This is a genomic window from Desertivirga xinjiangensis (assembly GCF_024436435.1).
GTDB lineage: Bacteria > Bacteroidota > Bacteroidia > Sphingobacteriales > Sphingobacteriaceae > Desertivirga > Desertivirga xinjiangensis.
Map to the genome: position 1 here is coordinate 153594 of NZ_JAFMZP010000009.1, position 16351 is coordinate 169944.

The 16351-nt window shown below is 42.6% G+C and carries 13 protein-coding genes; 5 read left to right on the forward strand and 8 right to left on the reverse strand.

Annotated elements, in window-relative coordinates; genetic code table 11:
• Positions 1-26 precede the first annotated feature (26 nt).
• The 3 genes from J3P37_RS19135 to J3P37_RS19145 all read left to right on the forward strand — a co-directional run bounded on the left by J3P37_RS19135 (position 27) and on the right by J3P37_RS19145 (position 5465).
• Complete coding sequence (locus J3P37_RS19135; protein ID WP_256012966.1) at positions 27-1019, forward strand: aspartate-semialdehyde dehydrogenase; 993 nt, start codon at positions 27-29, stop codon at positions 1017-1019.
• Between the two features lie 172 nt (positions 1020-1191).
• Complete coding sequence (gene dacB / locus J3P37_RS19140; RefSeq protein WP_256012967.1) at positions 1192-2601, forward strand: D-alanyl-D-alanine carboxypeptidase/D-alanyl-D-alanine endopeptidase; 1410 nt, start codon at positions 1192-1194, stop codon at positions 2599-2601.
• A 20-nt stretch (positions 2602-2621) separates the two neighbouring features.
• A complete protein-coding gene (locus J3P37_RS19145) occupies positions 2622-5465 on the forward strand; it encodes a S8 family peptidase (protein WP_256012968.1) in 2844 nt (947 codons plus the stop codon).
• Positions 5466-5509: 44 nt separating this feature from the next.
• Here J3P37_RS19145 and J3P37_RS19150 read toward each other — a convergent pair whose 3' ends face one another.
• Positions 5510-6091 (reverse strand): thymidine kinase, encoded by a 582-nt coding sequence (locus J3P37_RS19150; RefSeq protein ID WP_256012969.1) that lies wholly within the window; start codon positions 6089-6091, stop codon positions 5510-5512.
• Positions 6092-6217: 126 nt separating this feature from the next.
• Between J3P37_RS19150 and J3P37_RS19155 the strand changes: the two genes are divergently transcribed.
• Positions 6218-7186, forward strand: a complete 969-nt coding sequence (locus J3P37_RS19155) for a DUF8457 domain-containing protein (protein ID WP_256012970.1) — start codon at positions 6218-6220, stop codon at positions 7184-7186.
• Here the strand turns inward: J3P37_RS19155 and rodA are convergent.
• The 7 genes from rodA to purN form a co-directional block, all read right to left on the reverse strand.
• The gene (gene rodA / locus J3P37_RS19160) at positions 7179-8438 is read right to left on the reverse strand and encodes a rod shape-determining protein RodA (protein ID WP_256012971.1); all 1260 of its coding nucleotides are present in this window, start codon (positions 8436-8438) and stop codon (positions 7179-7181) included. The two genes, J3P37_RS19155 and rodA, sit on opposite strands and share 8 nt — an antisense overlap.
• The gene (gene mrdA, locus J3P37_RS19165) at positions 8431-10377 is read right to left on the reverse strand and encodes a penicillin-binding protein 2 (protein ID WP_256012972.1); all 1947 of its coding nucleotides are present in this window, start codon (positions 10375-10377) and stop codon (positions 8431-8433) included. The genes rodA and mrdA overlap by 8 nt, the downstream gene beginning before the upstream one ends.
• Positions 10377-10892, reverse strand: a complete 516-nt coding sequence (locus J3P37_RS19170; protein ID WP_256012973.1) for a rod shape-determining protein MreD — start codon at positions 10890-10892, stop codon at positions 10377-10379. Before J3P37_RS19170 ends, mrdA begins: the two co-directional genes overlap by 1 nt.
• A complete protein-coding gene (gene mreC / locus J3P37_RS19175; protein ID WP_256012974.1) occupies positions 10889-11725 on the reverse strand; it encodes a rod shape-determining protein MreC in 837 nt (278 codons plus the stop codon). The genes J3P37_RS19170 and mreC overlap by 4 nt, the downstream gene beginning before the upstream one ends.
• 68 nt (positions 11726-11793) lie before the next feature.
• Complete coding sequence (locus J3P37_RS19180) at positions 11794-12816, reverse strand: rod shape-determining protein (protein ID WP_256012975.1); 1023 nt, start codon at positions 12814-12816, stop codon at positions 11794-11796.
• A 253-nt stretch (positions 12817-13069) separates the two neighbouring features.
• Positions 13070-14596: a bifunctional phosphoribosylaminoimidazolecarboxamide formyltransferase/IMP cyclohydrolase gene (gene purH / locus J3P37_RS19185; protein WP_256012976.1), complete on the reverse strand. Its 1527-nt coding sequence runs from the start codon at positions 14594-14596 to the stop codon at positions 13070-13072.
• A gap of 374 nt (positions 14597-14970) precedes the next feature.
• Positions 14971-15558, reverse strand: coding sequence for a phosphoribosylglycinamide formyltransferase (gene purN / locus J3P37_RS19190; protein ID WP_256012977.1), 588 nt, complete (start codon positions 15556-15558; stop codon positions 14971-14973).
• Positions 15559-15697: 139 nt separating this feature from the next.
• On the opposite strand from purN, the gene J3P37_RS19195 reads away from it, so the two are divergent.
• Positions 15698-16258 carry a type 1 glutamine amidotransferase domain-containing protein gene (locus tag J3P37_RS19195; RefSeq protein ID WP_256012978.1) on the forward strand — a complete coding sequence of 187 codons (561 nt, stop codon included), beginning with the start codon at positions 15698-15700 and terminating at the stop codon, positions 16256-16258.
• Positions 16259-16351 lie beyond the last annotated feature (93 nt).

Consider the following 16351-nt stretch of genomic DNA (forward strand, 5'->3'; position numbering starts at 1 on the left):
ATTACAAATATTTAAGAAACAAAAAAATGAGAGTCGCAGTTGTAGGCGCTACGGGCCTTGTAGGTTCGGTGATGTTAAAAGTTTTAGCAGAGCGCAATTTCCCTGTTAGTGAATTGATTCCGGTAGCATCCGCAAAAAGTGCTGGTAAGGAAGTTGAATTCAAGGGAAAGAAGTACAAGGTGGTTACCGTGGACGAAGCAATTGCACTGAAACCAGATGTAGCGTTGTTTTCTGCAGGTGGTGGTACCTCTCTTGAATATGCTCCGCGTTTTGCGGAAGCAGGAATTACAGTTATTGATAACTCTTCTGCATGGCGTATGGATCCAACCAAGAAATTGGTTGTACCTGAGGTAAATGCTCATGTTTTAACTGCTGAAGATAAAATTATTGCCAATCCAAATTGTTCCACAATACAGATGGTAGTAGTATTGAAACCTCTTCATGAAAAGTATAAGATCAAACGCGTAGTAGTTTCTACTTATCAATCAGTAACAGGTACTGGCGTAAAAGCTGTGGATCAGTTGATGAACGAGCGTAATGGTATCGAAGGACCAATGGCTTATGCTTATCCAATTGATCTTAACGTAATTCCACAAATTGATGTATTCCAGGATAATGGTTACACCAAAGAGGAAATGAAAATGATCCTGGAGACTAAAAAGATTATGGGAGACGATTCAATCCGTGTTACAGCAACAACAGTTCGTATCCCGGTAATGGGTGGTCATTCTGAGGCTATAAACATTGAATTTGAAAACGAATTTGATCTGGCTGAAGTTCGCAGCCTATTGGAAGCTCAGGAAGGTGTGATTGTAGTGGATGATCCTGCTAACGCGAAATATCCTATGCCTAAAGATGCTCACGAAAGAGACGAGGTATTTGTTGGGCGTATCCGCCGTGACGAATCTCAGGATAAAACTCTGAATCTATGGGTTGTTGCAGATAACCTTCGTAAAGGTGCTGCTACCAATGCTGTTCAGATTGCTGAATATCTGCAGAAAAACGGAGTACTAGCGTAAGCTTATCATAAATAAATTGAAAGCGGCGGCCTCAGGTTAGCCGCTTTTTTTTGTGCCGTACTTTGACGAAGTTTAACTTTGGCACACGCGGCACCACGCGTGCGCCCTGCTATATTTTTGGCATACAAAGAATTAATTGGCTGATTGATATGTTATAGTTATAATTGGGATAATGAAATTTCATCTTCTCTATATCTTCTTTTTTGCATCAACATCGGGGCTGTTCAGTCAGTCTCTTACTCAAAAAATAACTAAGGCTTACGCTGTGTTTGAACAAGACGCTCAGCTCCGGTACGGACTCAGTTCTCTGACAGTTTTAAATTCTAAAACAGGAGAAGTGCTTTTTTCAAAGAACGCTGATATGGGGCTGGCACCGGCTTCAACGCTAAAGACCATTACTTCCGCTACAGCATATCAAATTTTAGGGAAAGAGTTCCGGTGGGAAACGGCACTTGGATACACTGGTTCCATTACAAACGGGGTGCTCAGAGGAGACCTGATATTAAAAGGAAGCGGAGACCCTACCCTCGGTAGTAACCGGTACAGCCAGTCAAAGCCGGACGTATTGCTAGCGAAGTGGGTAAATGCACTGAAGACTGCTGGTATAAAAAAAATAGACGGCAGGGTGATCGTCGACGATTCCTTGTTTGGTACTCAAACTGTTCCTTTAGGCTGGATCTGGCAGGATATAGGGAACTATTACGGGGCGGGGGCCACATCTGCAAGTTGGCGCGAGAATGAGTTCGGACTGGTTTTTAAAGCAGGCAACGAGCCGGGAGACAAAACACAGCTCATCCGAACTGAACCAGCGATTGCTAACCTTACCATAATTAATGAGGTGACCACAGGTAAAGCCGGTAGCGGAGATAATGTTTATGCTTATTCTTCCCCCTATTCTGATATCGTATACCTTCGCGGGACTTACGGTCTTGACCTGCAAAAAACCATTAAGGCATCCATTCCTGATCCTGCTTTGGTGCTTGCATCAGAATTGCAAGGCTACCTGCAAATGTCAGGCATCCCATCACAGAATAAGGCCTCAACTGCAAGGCAGATAAACGCCCAGGGACAAAAGAGCCCGCAGGCCTTAAAGATCATCAGTCTGTATCAATCGCCTTCCTTGTCGCAAGTTGTATACTGGCTTAATCAGAAAAGCCTCAATCTGTATGCTGAGAACCTCCTGAAAACGCTGGCTTTAAATCAGGGTAAAGATGCAGGATTTGAAGAGGGGGTTCAGGTGATCAAAGAATATTGGGCGTCAAAAGGAATTGATCATAACAGTCTAAACGTTTTGGATGGAAGTGGATTGTCCCCGGAAAACAGGATCACTACAAAAACGATGGCCAAAATCCTTCAACTTGTTAAATCTGAACCATGGTTTGGGAGTTTTTACGAAAGTTTGCCCCTGTATAATAATATGAAAATGAAAAGCGGTAGCATTCGGAACGTATTGTGTTATACAGGCTATGAGGAAAGTAAACAAGGCACTCCTCTAGTGTTCACATTTATTACCAATAATTATAACGGTAGCACCTCAGATATAAAACAAAAGATGTTTAAAGTGCTTGATTCTCTTAAATAGTCGGACAGTAACCCTTTCAAATGAAGAGACTTCTACTTCCTTATTTTATTGCTTTTAGTGCTCTTTCCTCCTTTGCCCAGGAAAAGAAAAAGGGATTTACTTTCCCGGCTGCTCATACCAGCCCTGACTATGTGCCAGGAAAAGTAGTTTTCAAACTAAAAGAAAGCCCTCAAAAAAGTAATAAAAGGACTTTCAGCGAAAATGTAGTATATCTTCAATCGGTAACCGTGATGAAAATAGAAAAGAAGTTTCACGAAGCTGCAACCGGTGAAAAGGAAAGAAACAAAGTGTTTAACAGGGCTGAAAACTTCGGTTTAGATCGTATTTACGAACTTACAATTCCAGACTCGGAGGATATTAGTAGTGCGATTGACGAATTACTTCAAAGTGAGGAGGTGGAATATGCTGAACCTCTTTACATATACCAGGCCAGTTATATCCCTGCAGACCCCGCTCTGATAAACCAGTCATATCTCGAGAAAGTTAAGGCTCCTCAAGCCTGGGATCTGATACGGAATATCCGGAAAACGATTATTGCAATTGTCGATTCAGGTTCAGATCTGGAGCATCCCGATCTGGCAGGAAATATCTCCTATAATGTAAACGACCCGGTAAACGGTGTGGATGATGATGGAGATGGTTATATAGATAATTACAGAGGCTGGGATTTTGTAGGAGCAACCGCTTCCAACATGGCGGAGGATAATGATCCAAATATCACTCAGCAGGGTGGTGACCATGGTGTGCATGTCAGCGGAATTGCATCCGCAGTTACCGATAATTCTACAGGTGTAGCAAGTATTGCTTTTAATACTGCTCAGTTGCTCATCATCAAGGCTGCGGCAGATGATAATGGTACGAAAATCTTAAGGGGGTACGAAGGTATCAAATATGCCGCAGACCATGGCGCTAAGATAATCAACTGCTCCTGGGGCGGAGTAGGAGCCAGCTTTTATGGTCAGGATGTGGTTAACTATGCTATTGAAAAAGGATGTCTCATTGTAGCCGCGGCAGGAAACAGCTCTGACGATATTCCTCAGTACCCTGCTGGATTTGACGGTGTGTTAGCAGTAGCTAATGTGGGTGTTGACGACGTAAGGAATTCGACCTCAAATTATGGATACTATGTGTCGCTTGCAGCGCCGGGCGCTAACATTTATAGTACCACCTTTGATAATACTTACGGTTCAAAAACAGGGACATCAATGGCATCGCCCGTAGTTGCAAGCGCAGCAGCTTTGCTAAGTGCCTATTTACCACATTTTTCAATGCAGCAAATAGGTGCACAGCTGAGGGCAACTGCCGACAATATAGATGCATTTAATCCAGGGTTCGGTAAGCGATTAGGTAGTGGGAGGTTAAACGTTTACAGAGCATTAACCGAAAGCCCTCCTTCCATCAAAATACAGAATATCACCTTGTCCGACAAAGCGAATGGTATTATACCGGCCGCGGACACCCTTACAATAACCATTGATCTGAAGAATTTTCTTTCTCCGGTAAATAATTTACAGGTGAACCTGTTGTCTGACGACCCCAATGTTGTGATCACCGAAGGACTGCACACGGTCGCGTCCATAGGTACCCTTATGACTCAAAATAATGTTGGTCCATTTAAGATATTTATTAAGCCGGGAACTCCTGATAACAGTCAGGTTGAATTCAGATTGCAATACAGCGCTAATGGTACTTATCAGGATTTTGAGGGATTTGTAGTTACCGTAGCCCGCGACTATCTCAATATTAGCAATGACATTATCGCAACCACGCTTACAAGTACCGGGCAGATTGGCTTTTTGGAAGCAGGCACCGATGCGGGTACTTTAGGTTTTCAATATAAAGGAAACCAGCTCTTGTATGAAGCGGCCCTGATGATCGGTAACTCAGAATCGAAGGTTTCCAATAACGCCCGTTCATCGGCAGAAGAATCGGATAACCACTTCGTCAAAAGAGTCAAAATTCAAAGCTCGAATACTGCGGATGCTATTTCAGCCCGTGCGGAGTTTGATGATAAGGGAAGCCCTTCGCCCTTAAATGTTTATGTAAAGCAAAGGTCCTGGATCTATAAAGATGTCGACACTGGTGATGTTTTAATAGCGGAATATGAGGTGCATAATCCCGGCAATACAGAATTAAGAAACGTGTTTGTCGGATTGTTTATGGATTGGGATATTGATGGCGGATCTACTAACGCTACTGCCTATGATCCGGCAACTAAGACAGCCAGGGTATTTGATAAGAGCGGCGGTTCTCAGCCTCTGGCGGGGGTAAAACTATTAAGTGAAGCAAGTCCTTGTTATTATCCGCTAAGCAACAGCTTGTCGAACGACATCCTGGCCAACAACGACTTTACCATAGAGGAGAAGTTTAAGACGCTTTCAAATGGCATAAGATCTCAAAGTCTCGGACTAAATGTGGCCAATGGGCTGGACGTGTCTTTTGTTACCGGCTATGGCCCGTATATAATACCTGCAAATGGTTCTGTCAAGGTGGCTTTTGCCTTGATTGGTGCAGAAAACGAGGATGAGTTAGAGGCCGCCGGAGGGAAAGCACAGAAAAAGTATAGTGTAATTTATGAGGCCTCGAAGGTTGCCGCCGTAACTATCAAAGCTTATCCAAACCCTTTGACCGGAGGTAGTGCTTCCCAAAGATTGAGCTTTACGCTGCCCGAAACAAAACGGATCTCTCTTGATCTTTATAATACCATGGGCCAAAAAGTAAAGACCTTTATTAAAAGCTCAATATATCAGCAGGGGGAATATACTTCGGTGTGTGACCTTTCTGATGTTGGCAGCGGAGTATATATCTACCGCCTTAACGTTGATGGTGATATCAAAAGCTTCAAAATAGTAAAACTTGAATAGTGTCAGCTACCCGAACTTAAACCTTGAAACTTAAAACTTACCCCTCACCACGTGTCCAGATAAAAGCATATTCTACATCTAGGTTCATAACTTTCTTTTTCGCCTAGTAATATCTTAGATTCACTGGCAACGGTACGATATGAGAAATTAGCAGGAGCGCCGCACTGCACACAGATGGCATGTACCTTTGTTACTTCTTCGGCAATAGCCATCAGGGCGGGCATTGGGCCAAAAGGCTTTCCTTTGAAATCCATATCCAAACCTGCTATGATAACCCTTATCCCTTTGTTTGCCAGTTTGATGCATACATTCGGAAGCTCATCATCAAAAAATTGAGCTTCATCAATACCCACAACCTGGGTGTTTGCCCCAAGAAGCAGAATTGCAGAAGAATTTTCAAGGGGGGTGGAATGAATAGAGTTCAGGTCATGCGAGACAACGGCGGTTTCATCATACCGTTTGTCTGTTTTCGGTTTAAATATTTCTACATTCAGCTTTGCGATCTGAGCTCTGCGCAGACGACGGATCAGTTCTTCTGTTTTTCCAGAGAACATAGATCCGCAGATTACTTCAATACTTCCTCTTGGCCCTGTCTTTGACCTGAATTGCAGTTCGCTAAATAGCATAATCCCTTTTTCTTCCAGCGCGAATATCGCTAAAATTTATAAGCCGTTTATTTAGGGTAAAGGCAAAATTTTATCTAAGTTTGAATAGCTTTACCAACATACACTCTAGTACGCTGTTATATTTCAATGATGCATCAAAAAGAGATTTTTAAAAAGATCGGCGCTATAATTGCCGAGCTCACTGAGCAATATCAATATCTGTCTGAAAATCCCGATCAGCTTAATGATCTGGAGCTTGAATTATTTGCAGCTAATTCTGATTTTCTTGCTGAACATGTTAAGGTGCTCAAGAAAATAAATTTAAGTGCAGCACCAAAACAGGAAGATAATCAACCGAAGCCTACGCCAGCTATTGCTGAACAGCCGAAGACAGCACCTGTTTCGCGTCTGGCTGAGCAAACTGAGCCTCTCAGTGTGCACGTAAATGAGGAGCCAGCGGAGATACTTTCAGCTGCAAGTATTCCGGAGCCGGTTCAGCAACAGTCTATTCAGCAGCAACCTGCCCAGCAACAACCAGCCGAGGAAAGTCCTGTCGTGCAAGATCCGGTTCATCGGGAGCCTGTTCAGGAAGAGCCTGTGTCAGAACAGCAACAACCGACTCGTCCCCTGGAGAAACCTCAGCCTGAAGTTCATTCCATCTCTGAAAATAAGCCAGCCAATGCAGAAGCTCCTGTAAATCCTGTTATTGAAACTCCTGAGCCCGTGGTCAGAGAGGTGGTCATTCCTGAGAAAGTAGCCAGTGTAGAAGTTCCTGTTCAGTCAGAGCCTGCTCAGCAAGCTGCACCAACACTGAACGATATTATTTTTGCACAAAGAATGCAGGGTAACACACCTGAACCTCAGTACAACAAGCAACCGATAACCGATCTGAAATCAGCAATAAATCTTAATGATAAATTGTTATTCATAAAAGACCTTTTTAATGGTTACAGCCTGGCATATAGCGAAGCGATAGAGCTACTGAACCGCTTTGACTCTTTCAGCGTCGCAGAAACTTTCCTCAAAGCAAACTATGCGGTTAAAAACAACTGGGCCTCCAAGCAAAGTACAGTAGACAAATTCTACGATATTTTAAATCGCCGGTATTCTAAATAAATCCCATCCTGTTAGAGTCTAACTTTAGCAGGATGAATAAAAGGATAGTAAAGCTCCATAGCGAAGACCCTCCATAGCTTAGAAACGGAAGCGGAATACCAATTACAGGTACCAGTCCGATGGTCATTCCGATATTAATGAAGAAATGGAAAAAAAGTATGGAGGCTACGCCATAGCCATATATCCTGGAAAAGCTGGATCGCTGCCTTTCCGCAAGATTAACTATACGGATAAGTAAGGTAAGGTATAAAGTTATGACCACCAGGCTGCCTACGAATCCCCACTCTTCCCCAACGGTACAGAATATAAAGTCGGTGCTTTGTTCTGGTACGAAATCGTATTTGGTTTGTGTGCCCTGAAGATATCCTTTTCCCCATAACCCCCCCGAGCCGATGGCGATCTTAGATTGGTTGAGGTTATATCCCTGGCCACGCGGGTCGTCTATCTTGCCCAGAATAACGTCGATGCGGTTCCGTTGGTGAGATTGAAGGACATTCTCGTAAGCAAAATCGACGCAAAAAATAAATGCGATGGAAATGATAGCACCCGCAAAGACAACGGTTACAAGTTTCCTGTTCTTTTTATTCAGATATATAGTGGCAATTGTTATGGCAATCAATACGCCGATCAAAAAGAACTTATTAAAAAGAAGGGCCAGGACAAACAGGGCGATGCAAATAGCGCCAATTACAAGGACGTAACCTGAAAGCCCCTCTCTATATAGAACAAACACGATAGAAGTGAAGGTTAAAGCTGAACCGGTATCAGGCTGAAGCATGATCAGTCCCATAGGGATTAATAAAATAATGCCACTTGTGATCAGCGTTTTGATGTCGTTCAATTTCAGGTTGGTAGCGCTTAGGTATCTTGCAAGAAGCAAGCAAGTAGAGAACTTAGCAAACTCCGAGGGTTGCAACCTGAAACTGCCCAGGGGAATCCAGGCCTGATTACCGCCAACATTGCGGCCTACAATCAATACTATTATGAGGAGGATAAGGGTAATTCCATAAAACACAGGTGCTATGGAATTAAAAAACTTAGCGTCCATTACCATGATCAATCCCCCAATAATGAGCGCCCCGATGATAAAAAGGAACTGCTTGCCATAGTTAGTTTCCAGGTCCAGAATACTGGGGTGATTAACATCATATACAGCCGCGTGAATGTTAAACCACCCTATAATGCAGAGAGCCAGATATATCAATATCATTATCCAGTCGACGTTAAAGAACAGGCCTCGCTGATTATTCATTTGGAAGTTTTGCTTTTGTGTTGGCTTCTGAAATTGGTGGAGTCTCCGGCTCAGATTTTTTATCTGTAGAGTCACTGGTTGCCGGCTTGACTTTTACCTTCGGTTTATCATGGCCGGGCATTAGGTTTTTATGCAGATAATAATCTATTATTGCCTTAGGTTTATCAACCGAATCTTTCAAATATTTTTCGACCATGAAACTGGCTATTGGAGCAGCCCAGGTGGCACCGAAACCTACGTTTTCAACAACTATGGCGATAGCGATCTTAGGGTTGTTTCGGGGAGCGAAACCGAAGAATACAGCGTGGTCCTTGCCATGAGGGTTCTGCACTGTTCCGGTTTTTCCGCAAAATTCGATGCCATTTATGATAGTAACCGAATTATAGGCTGTTCCTCCAGGTTGATTTATCACCCGGCTCATCCCTTCGATAACCACGTCGTAATATTTAGCATCAATTCCGGTATAGTTTTTCTTGGTAAACTCTGGTTTGATAACCTGCTTCTCGCCAATAGCTTTGATTAAATGCGGTTTATAAAAATATCCCCGGTTGGCCACAGATGCGGCAACATTAGCCATTTGCAGGGGTGTTATCCCTAGCTCACCTTGTCCGATTGAGAGAGAGATGTTGAAGCTGGAGCCCCATCTGTCACTTTTCCACCGTTTAGTGTACAGTTCATCGGTAGGTAAATGCCCCTTTCGTTCATTGGGAAAATCAATGTCTAATTTAGAGCCAATATTGAACTTAGCGACAGCTTCCCGCCATTTCTTAAATGCGTTGACTGGTCTTAGTCCAGAATGATCAATCATCCGGTTGTAAACATAACCATAATAGGTGTTACAGGAATATTGTATAGACTGGGCCAGATCCACCGAGCCGTGAACGTGTGTGCAACGCATTAATCCGCGCCTTCCAAACCGATACCCTCCCGCGCAGAAATAGCGTGTATCGGGCTTTGCCTGACCGAATTGCTGCGAAACCAGTGCATTGATCACTTTAAAAATCGAGCCCGGAGGGTACTCTGCCTGAATTGGCCTGATAAACATAGGCTTGTTAGGGTCTTTATAAAGTGCAACCGAATTTTTGGAACGCTGCCTTCCTACCATCATATTGGGATCATAAGTAGGACTGCTTACAAATGCCAGAATCTCACCAGTCGACGGCTCGATAGCTACAATACTACCCAATTTGTTCTTCATCAGTTGCTCTCCAAATTTTTGAAGGTCTTTGTCGAGCGAGGATATCAGTTTATCCCCGGCAACTGCCAGTGTATCATAGCGGCCATCTGAGAAATGCCCTTTAGGTCGGTTAAAGGCATCAACCATTAGGTTTTCAACCCCACGCTGACCTCTTAACAGCTCCTCATAAGACCGTTCTACACCTGAGCGGCCTATATAGTCGCCAGGCTTATAAAATCCGTTTGAGTTTTCAATATCCTTATCGTTGACTTCGGATATATAACCTAGAAACTGGGCGGCTATAGTATCCGGATATCGTCTCACCGAACGGTTCTGCACATAAAAGCCCGGATATTGGAAAAGAGTTTCCTGAAAGGTGGCGTAAGTCATCGCAGAAAGTTGTTTTTCAAACACGGAAGCCCGGTACGGAGAATAGTTTTTGGCTTTCAAAAAACGTTTGTCAAAGCCAGCTTTATCAATGCCAATTAGCCGGCAAAATTCAAGGGTATCGAAGGGCTTGACTTCATGAGGAATGACCATCAAATCGTACACTGGTTCATTTTGTACCAGGATCTGACCATTCCTGTCAAGGATAACCCCTCTTGCAGGGTAAATGATCTTCTTTCTTAAAACGTTATTATTGGCAGATAAGAAGTAACTTTTGTCGATTACCTGGATGTAGAAAAGGCGCATGAGCAACACCAGACCTACTGCGATAAAAATCCCCTGAATAACAAACCTTCGCTGAAAAAAACTATTCATTAGCGCTCTTTCTTACGGAAAAAGATAAACTCTGATAATAAAATTAAAAATACTGTAAATACAGAACTTAAAACTATGCGAATTAGTGTGTACTTAATATCTGAAAAGCTGAAAGTTTCTAAGAAAAAGATAGTAAGATGGTGGAAGACCGTCAGGATGGTAGCATAAAAAAAGAACCACCGGAAGCCCATGATTCCAAGTTTTGGCTCAGGTTCAGTCTCCAGCCCTTGTCTTTGCACTGTCAGGTTGATAAATATTATGCGTACCAGGGCAAGTACAGAACATGCTGCTGCATTTATACCTAAGGTGTCGTAAAATGCGTCCACAGTTAATCCTAGAAAGAAGGAGAGTATAAAGAGTAAAAAGTTGGGCGTTTCGAATGGTAACAACAATATAAACAGGATATATAGAAATGGGGTCGCCAGGTTATAGTATCCAATGTTTTTAAGCAGGAATACCTGTATGAAAACTAGTACCGCAAAGCGTATCAGGTTGCTGATTAAGATTCTTATCATTTTGCCGGCTGTATAGCTTCTAACTGTTCCTTTTCTGTCGCTAACACGTTTTTAATAACATAAACGTATTGCAAAGTTGAGAAATCGGTACTTAACTGCACTTCAATATTTAAAAAACTCTCGCCGCCTTTTACTCCTGTCCTGGTAACTCTTCCAATGGGCAACCCGGTGGGGAAGCGGGTCGAGAATCCGGTAGTAACGACGTGTTGTCCGCGTCTTACTTCGATATGGTTCGGAATATCCTTTAAAATGGCAATGCGGGGATCATAATTCTCATCGCCCCACATAAGCGATCCAAAAGCATGATTTTCCTTAATACTGGCACTTATACGGGTGTCGCTATGTAATAAAGACTGCACAGTAGCATAATTATCGCTGACGTTAAGGACTATTCCCACTACGCCCGAAGGGCATATTACGCCCATGCTTTTCTCTATACCATGACGTTTACCCCTGTTTATTGTGATGGTATTATCTTTATGGTGTATTGAATTATTAACCACTTCAGCCACTACGAAAGAGTATTGTTGGTTCAATAGGGTGTCCTTTATAGTCTTTTCCTCAATGGAATCGTTATAAAACGAGCTTTTTAACTGGTTCCTTAACCTTGCATTTTCCAAAGCAAGGCTGTCATTAACATCAGCAAGCCGGAGATAGCGTTTTACATAGCTCATGGTTTCGTAAGCCTGCCCAATAACATGGTTCGAAGAGTTAATAAAACTTGCCCGCTGAAAGGAGTTGTTTTTGACAAACAAAATTAAGGAGCAGGTGAAAAAGATGATAAAGAAAAAAAATGCGTTATACTTACTGATAAAGATCCAGAGATTACGCATGATTGTTTGTAGGTTGTAAATTTTAAGTTGTAAGCCGGCTACAAGCAGACTTACAGCTTAAAACGTCTTTATTGCATTAAAAATTTAAAACCACCAATGTTTTTAAGAGCCGTGCCTGTCCCTCGTACTACGGCACGCAGCGGATCTTCAGCTACGTGAACAGGTAACTTAGTTTTGGCAGCAACCCGTTTGTCCAGACCCCGGAGGAGAGCTCCGCCTCCGGTTAAATAAATACCGGTTTGATAAATGTCGGCAGATAATTCAGGAGGAGTGATCTCTAATGCTTTTAAAATAGCTTCTTCAATCTTAGAGATAGACTTGTCAAGACAATGAGCAATCTCAGTGTAAGAAACGGTGATCTGTTTTGGTACACCCGTCATCAGGTCCCTACCTTGTACCGCAAAATCTGCTGGTGGATCAGAAAGCTCAGGCAAGGCTGCCCCAACTTCAATTTTAATTTTTTCGGCTGTACGCTCGCCAATCATAATGTTATGCTGACGACGAATATATTGAACAATGTCGCTGTCAAAATTATCACCGGCCACCCTGATTGACTGGTCGCACACAATACCTGATAAGGCGATAACCGCGATCTCTGTAGTACCTCCGCCAATATCAATGATCATATTCCCCATGGGTTCTTCTACGTCAATGCCAATACCTACCGCAGCAGCCATTGGCTCGTGGATAAGGTACACCTCTTTTGCTCCTGCAATTTCTGCGGAATCCCGAACGGCACGTTTTTCCACTTCTGTGATACCAGACGGAATACAAATGACCATACGCAGAGAGGGAAAGAACCAACCCTTGCCATTGTTAATCATTTTGATCATGCCACGGATCATATGTTCGGCGGCATTGAAGTCAGCTATTACTCCGTCTTTCAAAGGACGGACAGTGCGAATGTTCTCGTGTGTTTTACCTTCCATTTGCATAGCCTGACGGCCGATAGCGATGACCTTATTAGTAGTCCGGTCAAAAGCTACAATAGATGGTTCATCTACTACTACTTTGTCGTTATGTATGATGAGGGTATTTGCAGTACCAAGGTCGATAGCAATTTCCTGTGTAAACCAGTTAAATAAACCCATTAGATGTTAAATGTATTTTTAAAAGTATGCAAACTTACATATTTTTTTTTGCCTTTGATTTTTGTACAATCAGCAAATAAAAATATGTGATTGTTTCAATTGTCCCTAAAAATTTGTCGTTGTAACTGAAATTAAACGTCTTTTTTTTAATCCTATTACAAATTCCATATTTTACAGCCCTCCAGCCTGTGAATGGAATGAAACAATTAACCCTCTTACGATTTTTACTTAAGAGGGTTAGTGTTATTTGCGATTAATGTTTGAAGTGTCGTACACCAGTTGTTACCATTACCAGCCCTTTTTCGTTTGCTTTGTCGATAGAAAGCTGGTCTTTAATGGAACCCCCGGGTTGAAGAACCGCACTTATCCCTGCGTCTGCTGCTATTTCTACACAGTCAGGGAAAGGGAAGAAGGCATCAGAAGCCATGGCAGCTCCGGTTACATCAAATCCAAATGACTTCGCCTTTTCAAGTGCTTGACGCAACGCATCTACCCTTGACGTCTGTCCAACGCCACTTGCCAGTAGCTGGCCATCTTTAGCCAGTACGATGGTGTTCGATTTAGTATGTTTAACCAGCTTGTTCGCGAAATACAGATCTTTCAGCTGCTGATCTGTCGGATGTTTTTCTGTTACAGGCTTCATTAATTCCGGACCTTCGATGGTAGCGTCCTTGTCTTGCTCAATCACGCCATTCAAAAGTGTTTTGAACAGTTTGGATGGCAGCTCAACCTCTTTTCTTTGTAAAAGAATCCGGTTTTTCTTCTCCGTAAGAACTTTAAGTGCATCCTCGCTGAACGAAGGCGCAATTAATACTTCAAAAAACAGGGAGTTTATTTCTTTTGCGGTATCCGCATCTACTTCTCCGTTGGTGATGATCACGCCGCCAAATGCCGACACAGGGTCGCAAGCCAGTGCAACTTTCCATGCTTCTGTGAGGTTGCTGCGGCTGGCAACGCCACATGCATTGGTGTGTTTCAAGATAGCAAACGTAGGCTCTTCAAATTCATCGATCAGGGCAACGGCTGCATCGACATCCACAAGGTTGTTATAAGAAAGCTCTTTGCCATTCAGTTTGGTAAACATCGCATCTAAATCCCCGTAGAAATATCCCTTTTGGTGTGGATTCTCTCCATAACGAAGAACACTCGACTGCTGTTCACTATTTTTAAATACAGTAATAGGATTCTCCTGGTTGAAGTAGTTAAATATAGCTGTATCGTAATGGGATGAAGTGTTGAATGCTTTTTTAGCAAACTCCTTGCGTTGTTCAAGAGTAGTATTTCCTTCGTTTTCACTTATCATGTCCAGAAGAGTTCCATAGTCGCTTTTTGATGCGATGATAACTACATCTTTAAAATTCTTAGCAGCTGCTCTGATCAGTGAAATTCCGCCGATATCAATTTTTTCAATAATGTCTTCTTCAGGAAGCCCGGCTTTAACCGTCTCTTCAAATGGGTAAAGATCTACGATCACCAGATCAATTTCAGGGATTTCATATTGCTTTGCCTGGTCAATGTCTTGTCGCAGGTCTCTTCTTGAAAGAATGCCTCCGAATACTTTTGGATGGAGGGTTTTAACCCTGCCTCCCAATATCGAAGGATATCCTGTTAAATCTTCAACGGGTATTACATCACATCCTAAATCCCTTATGAACTTTTCAGTGCCACCTGTGGAGTAAAAAATAACTCCCAGCTCATTTAGTTTCTTGATTAAGGGTTCCAGATTGTCTTTGTAATAGACTGAAATTAAAGCGTTTTTTATTTTAACAGGTTGGCTCATTGAGTGAAAATTTGAAGGTGCGAAGATAGGCGTTTCGGCGCAGATTTGGAAGAGGATTTTTTCATGAAAGTCGGGTTGATTTTTAGGTTATATCAAGCACTCGGCACACGGGGCATGCGTGCGCCAGCATCATTAGCTTGCTGGTGCTAGGTCGGTCGTCATGCCGAATTTATTTCGGCACCTCTTGAGCTATACTTAGCAAACCCACTTAAGCAAGAGGTCCTGAAACAAGTTCAGGATGATGAAGAAACGACTTCTAAATGTCATTTCACTTTCCGTGTTTGTAAAGAACAACAACCCGCTTGATCGCTGGTGCACGTATGCCGCGTGTACCAGCGATCAAGCTTTCTACCTCATTAAACAACCTGTGCTCCTCAAATACTCTTCATTTTTTTTAGCAGGTTCTCTACTACTTTGGGAAAGTGCAGGTGCTCCAGCTGTTGTCCTTTGAATTTTATCATTTCCAGGTCATCGCCTTTCTCAATCTTGAAACGTGATTGATGTATCACTTCACCCTCGTCGAAATTCTCATTTACAAAATGAATCGTTATGCCCGATTCCTCGTCACCGTTAGCGATAACCGCTTTATGAACGTGGTCACCATACATACCTTTCCCTCCATATTTAGGAAGAAGTGCCGGATGTATGTTGATTATTTTATTAGGAAATGCTTTTAATAGGTTTTCTGGTATCAGCCATAGAAATCCTGCTAATACGATAATATCAATCTCCAGACTTTTTAAAAGACTTACCACTGAGTCGGTTTTCGTAAACTCGTATTTATCGAAGATATGGCTGGGGATCTCGAAATTATCAGCCCGTTGGAGCACATACGCATCCGGATTATTAGTAAGTACAATAGCAACTTCCGCTTCGTTATGATTTTTAAAATGCTCCATTATTTTTTGAGCATTTGAGCCGGAGCCCGATGCAAAAATGGCAATGCGTTTTTTTAAGTGCATATATTTCTGGTTAAACCCTGATTTTTTATTAAAGCAGACTAATATGTGATTTAAAAACTATCTAAACAAATAGATTTTAAGGCTGTAATTATAATATCATTTGAAATGATCTGTCTATCTAAGAACTAAAATTAGAATTATGCCAAGCTTAAGTAATCGAAACATTGCTATTTTAACGGAGAATGGCTTTGAAGAAGTTGAATTGACAAGCCCCCTGGAGGCGTTAAAAGCGGAGGGTGCCAGCGTGCACATCATATCTCCCCAGAAAGACCAGGTTAAGGCCTGGGATAAGGACCATTGGTCTATTGAAATGTCGGTGGATAAACATATTGCCGAAGCAAATGCTAATGACTATGACGGACTGCTATTGCCCGGTGGGGTGTTTAACCCAGATAAACTTCGCACTAACGAGGCGGCGGTTAATTTCGTAAAAGCTTTCTTTGACGCCGGGAAGCCAGTTGCAGCTATTTGTCATGGACCACAAACATTGATCACTGCAGGCGTTATAGATGGAAGGCGCGTTACTTCTTATCCCTCTATTGCAATCGATCTCATCAATGCCGGCGCGCAATGGACGGACGCAGAAGTTGTTGTAGACCAAGGACTGGTCACCAGCCGCAAGCCAGACGATCTGCCTGCATTTAACAAAAAAATGATCGAAGAATTTGCTGAGGGTGTGCATTCAGGACAGCATTCATAGTCAGATAGAGCTTTTTAACAAGTCTGTATTTAGCACAGGCGGCACGCGTGCGTTAGCAAGTGCATAAATGGATGGCTGCTTTCGCTGGAGCAC

What these genes read in the sequence shown, in the direction of transcription:
- mreC (WP_256012974.1), bottom strand. Translation starts at nt 11,725, where the DNA reads ATGCGTAATCTCTGGATCTTTATCAGTAAGTATAACGCATTTTTTTTC.
- rodA (WP_256012971.1), bottom strand. Translation starts at nt 8,438, where the DNA reads ATGAATAATCAGCGAGGCCTGTTCTTTAACGTCGACTGGATAATGATA.
- J3P37_RS19145 (WP_256012968.1), top strand. Translation starts at nt 2,622, where the DNA reads ATGAAGAGACTTCTACTTCCTTATTTTATTGCTTTTAGTGCTCTTTCC.
- purN (WP_256012977.1), bottom strand. Translation starts at nt 15,558, where the DNA reads ATGCACTTAAAAAAACGCATTGCCATTTTTGCATCGGGCTCCGGCTCA.
- J3P37_RS19135 (WP_256012966.1), top strand. Translation starts at nt 27, where the DNA reads ATGAGAGTCGCAGTTGTAGGCGCTACGGGCCTTGTAGGTTCGGTGATG.
- J3P37_RS19170 (WP_256012973.1), bottom strand. Translation starts at nt 10,892, where the DNA reads ATGATAAGAATCTTAATCAGCAACCTGATACGCTTTGCGGTACTAGTT.
- J3P37_RS19155 (WP_256012970.1), top strand. Translation starts at nt 6,218, where the DNA reads ATGATGCATCAAAAAGAGATTTTTAAAAAGATCGGCGCTATAATTGCC.
- dacB (WP_256012967.1), top strand. Translation starts at nt 1,192, where the DNA reads ATGAAATTTCATCTTCTCTATATCTTCTTTTTTGCATCAACATCGGGG.
- J3P37_RS19195 (WP_256012978.1), top strand. Translation starts at nt 15,698, where the DNA reads ATGCCAAGCTTAAGTAATCGAAACATTGCTATTTTAACGGAGAATGGC.
- J3P37_RS19150 (WP_256012969.1), bottom strand. Translation starts at nt 6,091, where the DNA reads ATGCTATTTAGCGAACTGCAATTCAGGTCAAAGACAGGGCCAAGAGGA.
- mrdA (WP_256012972.1), bottom strand. Translation starts at nt 10,377, where the DNA reads ATGAATAGTTTTTTTCAGCGAAGGTTTGTTATTCAGGGGATTTTTATC.
- purH (WP_256012976.1), bottom strand. Translation starts at nt 14,596, where the DNA reads ATGAGCCAACCTGTTAAAATAAAAAACGCTTTAATTTCAGTCTATTAC.
- J3P37_RS19180 (WP_256012975.1), bottom strand. Translation starts at nt 12,816, where the DNA reads ATGGGTTTATTTAACTGGTTTACACAGGAAATTGCTATCGACCTTGGT.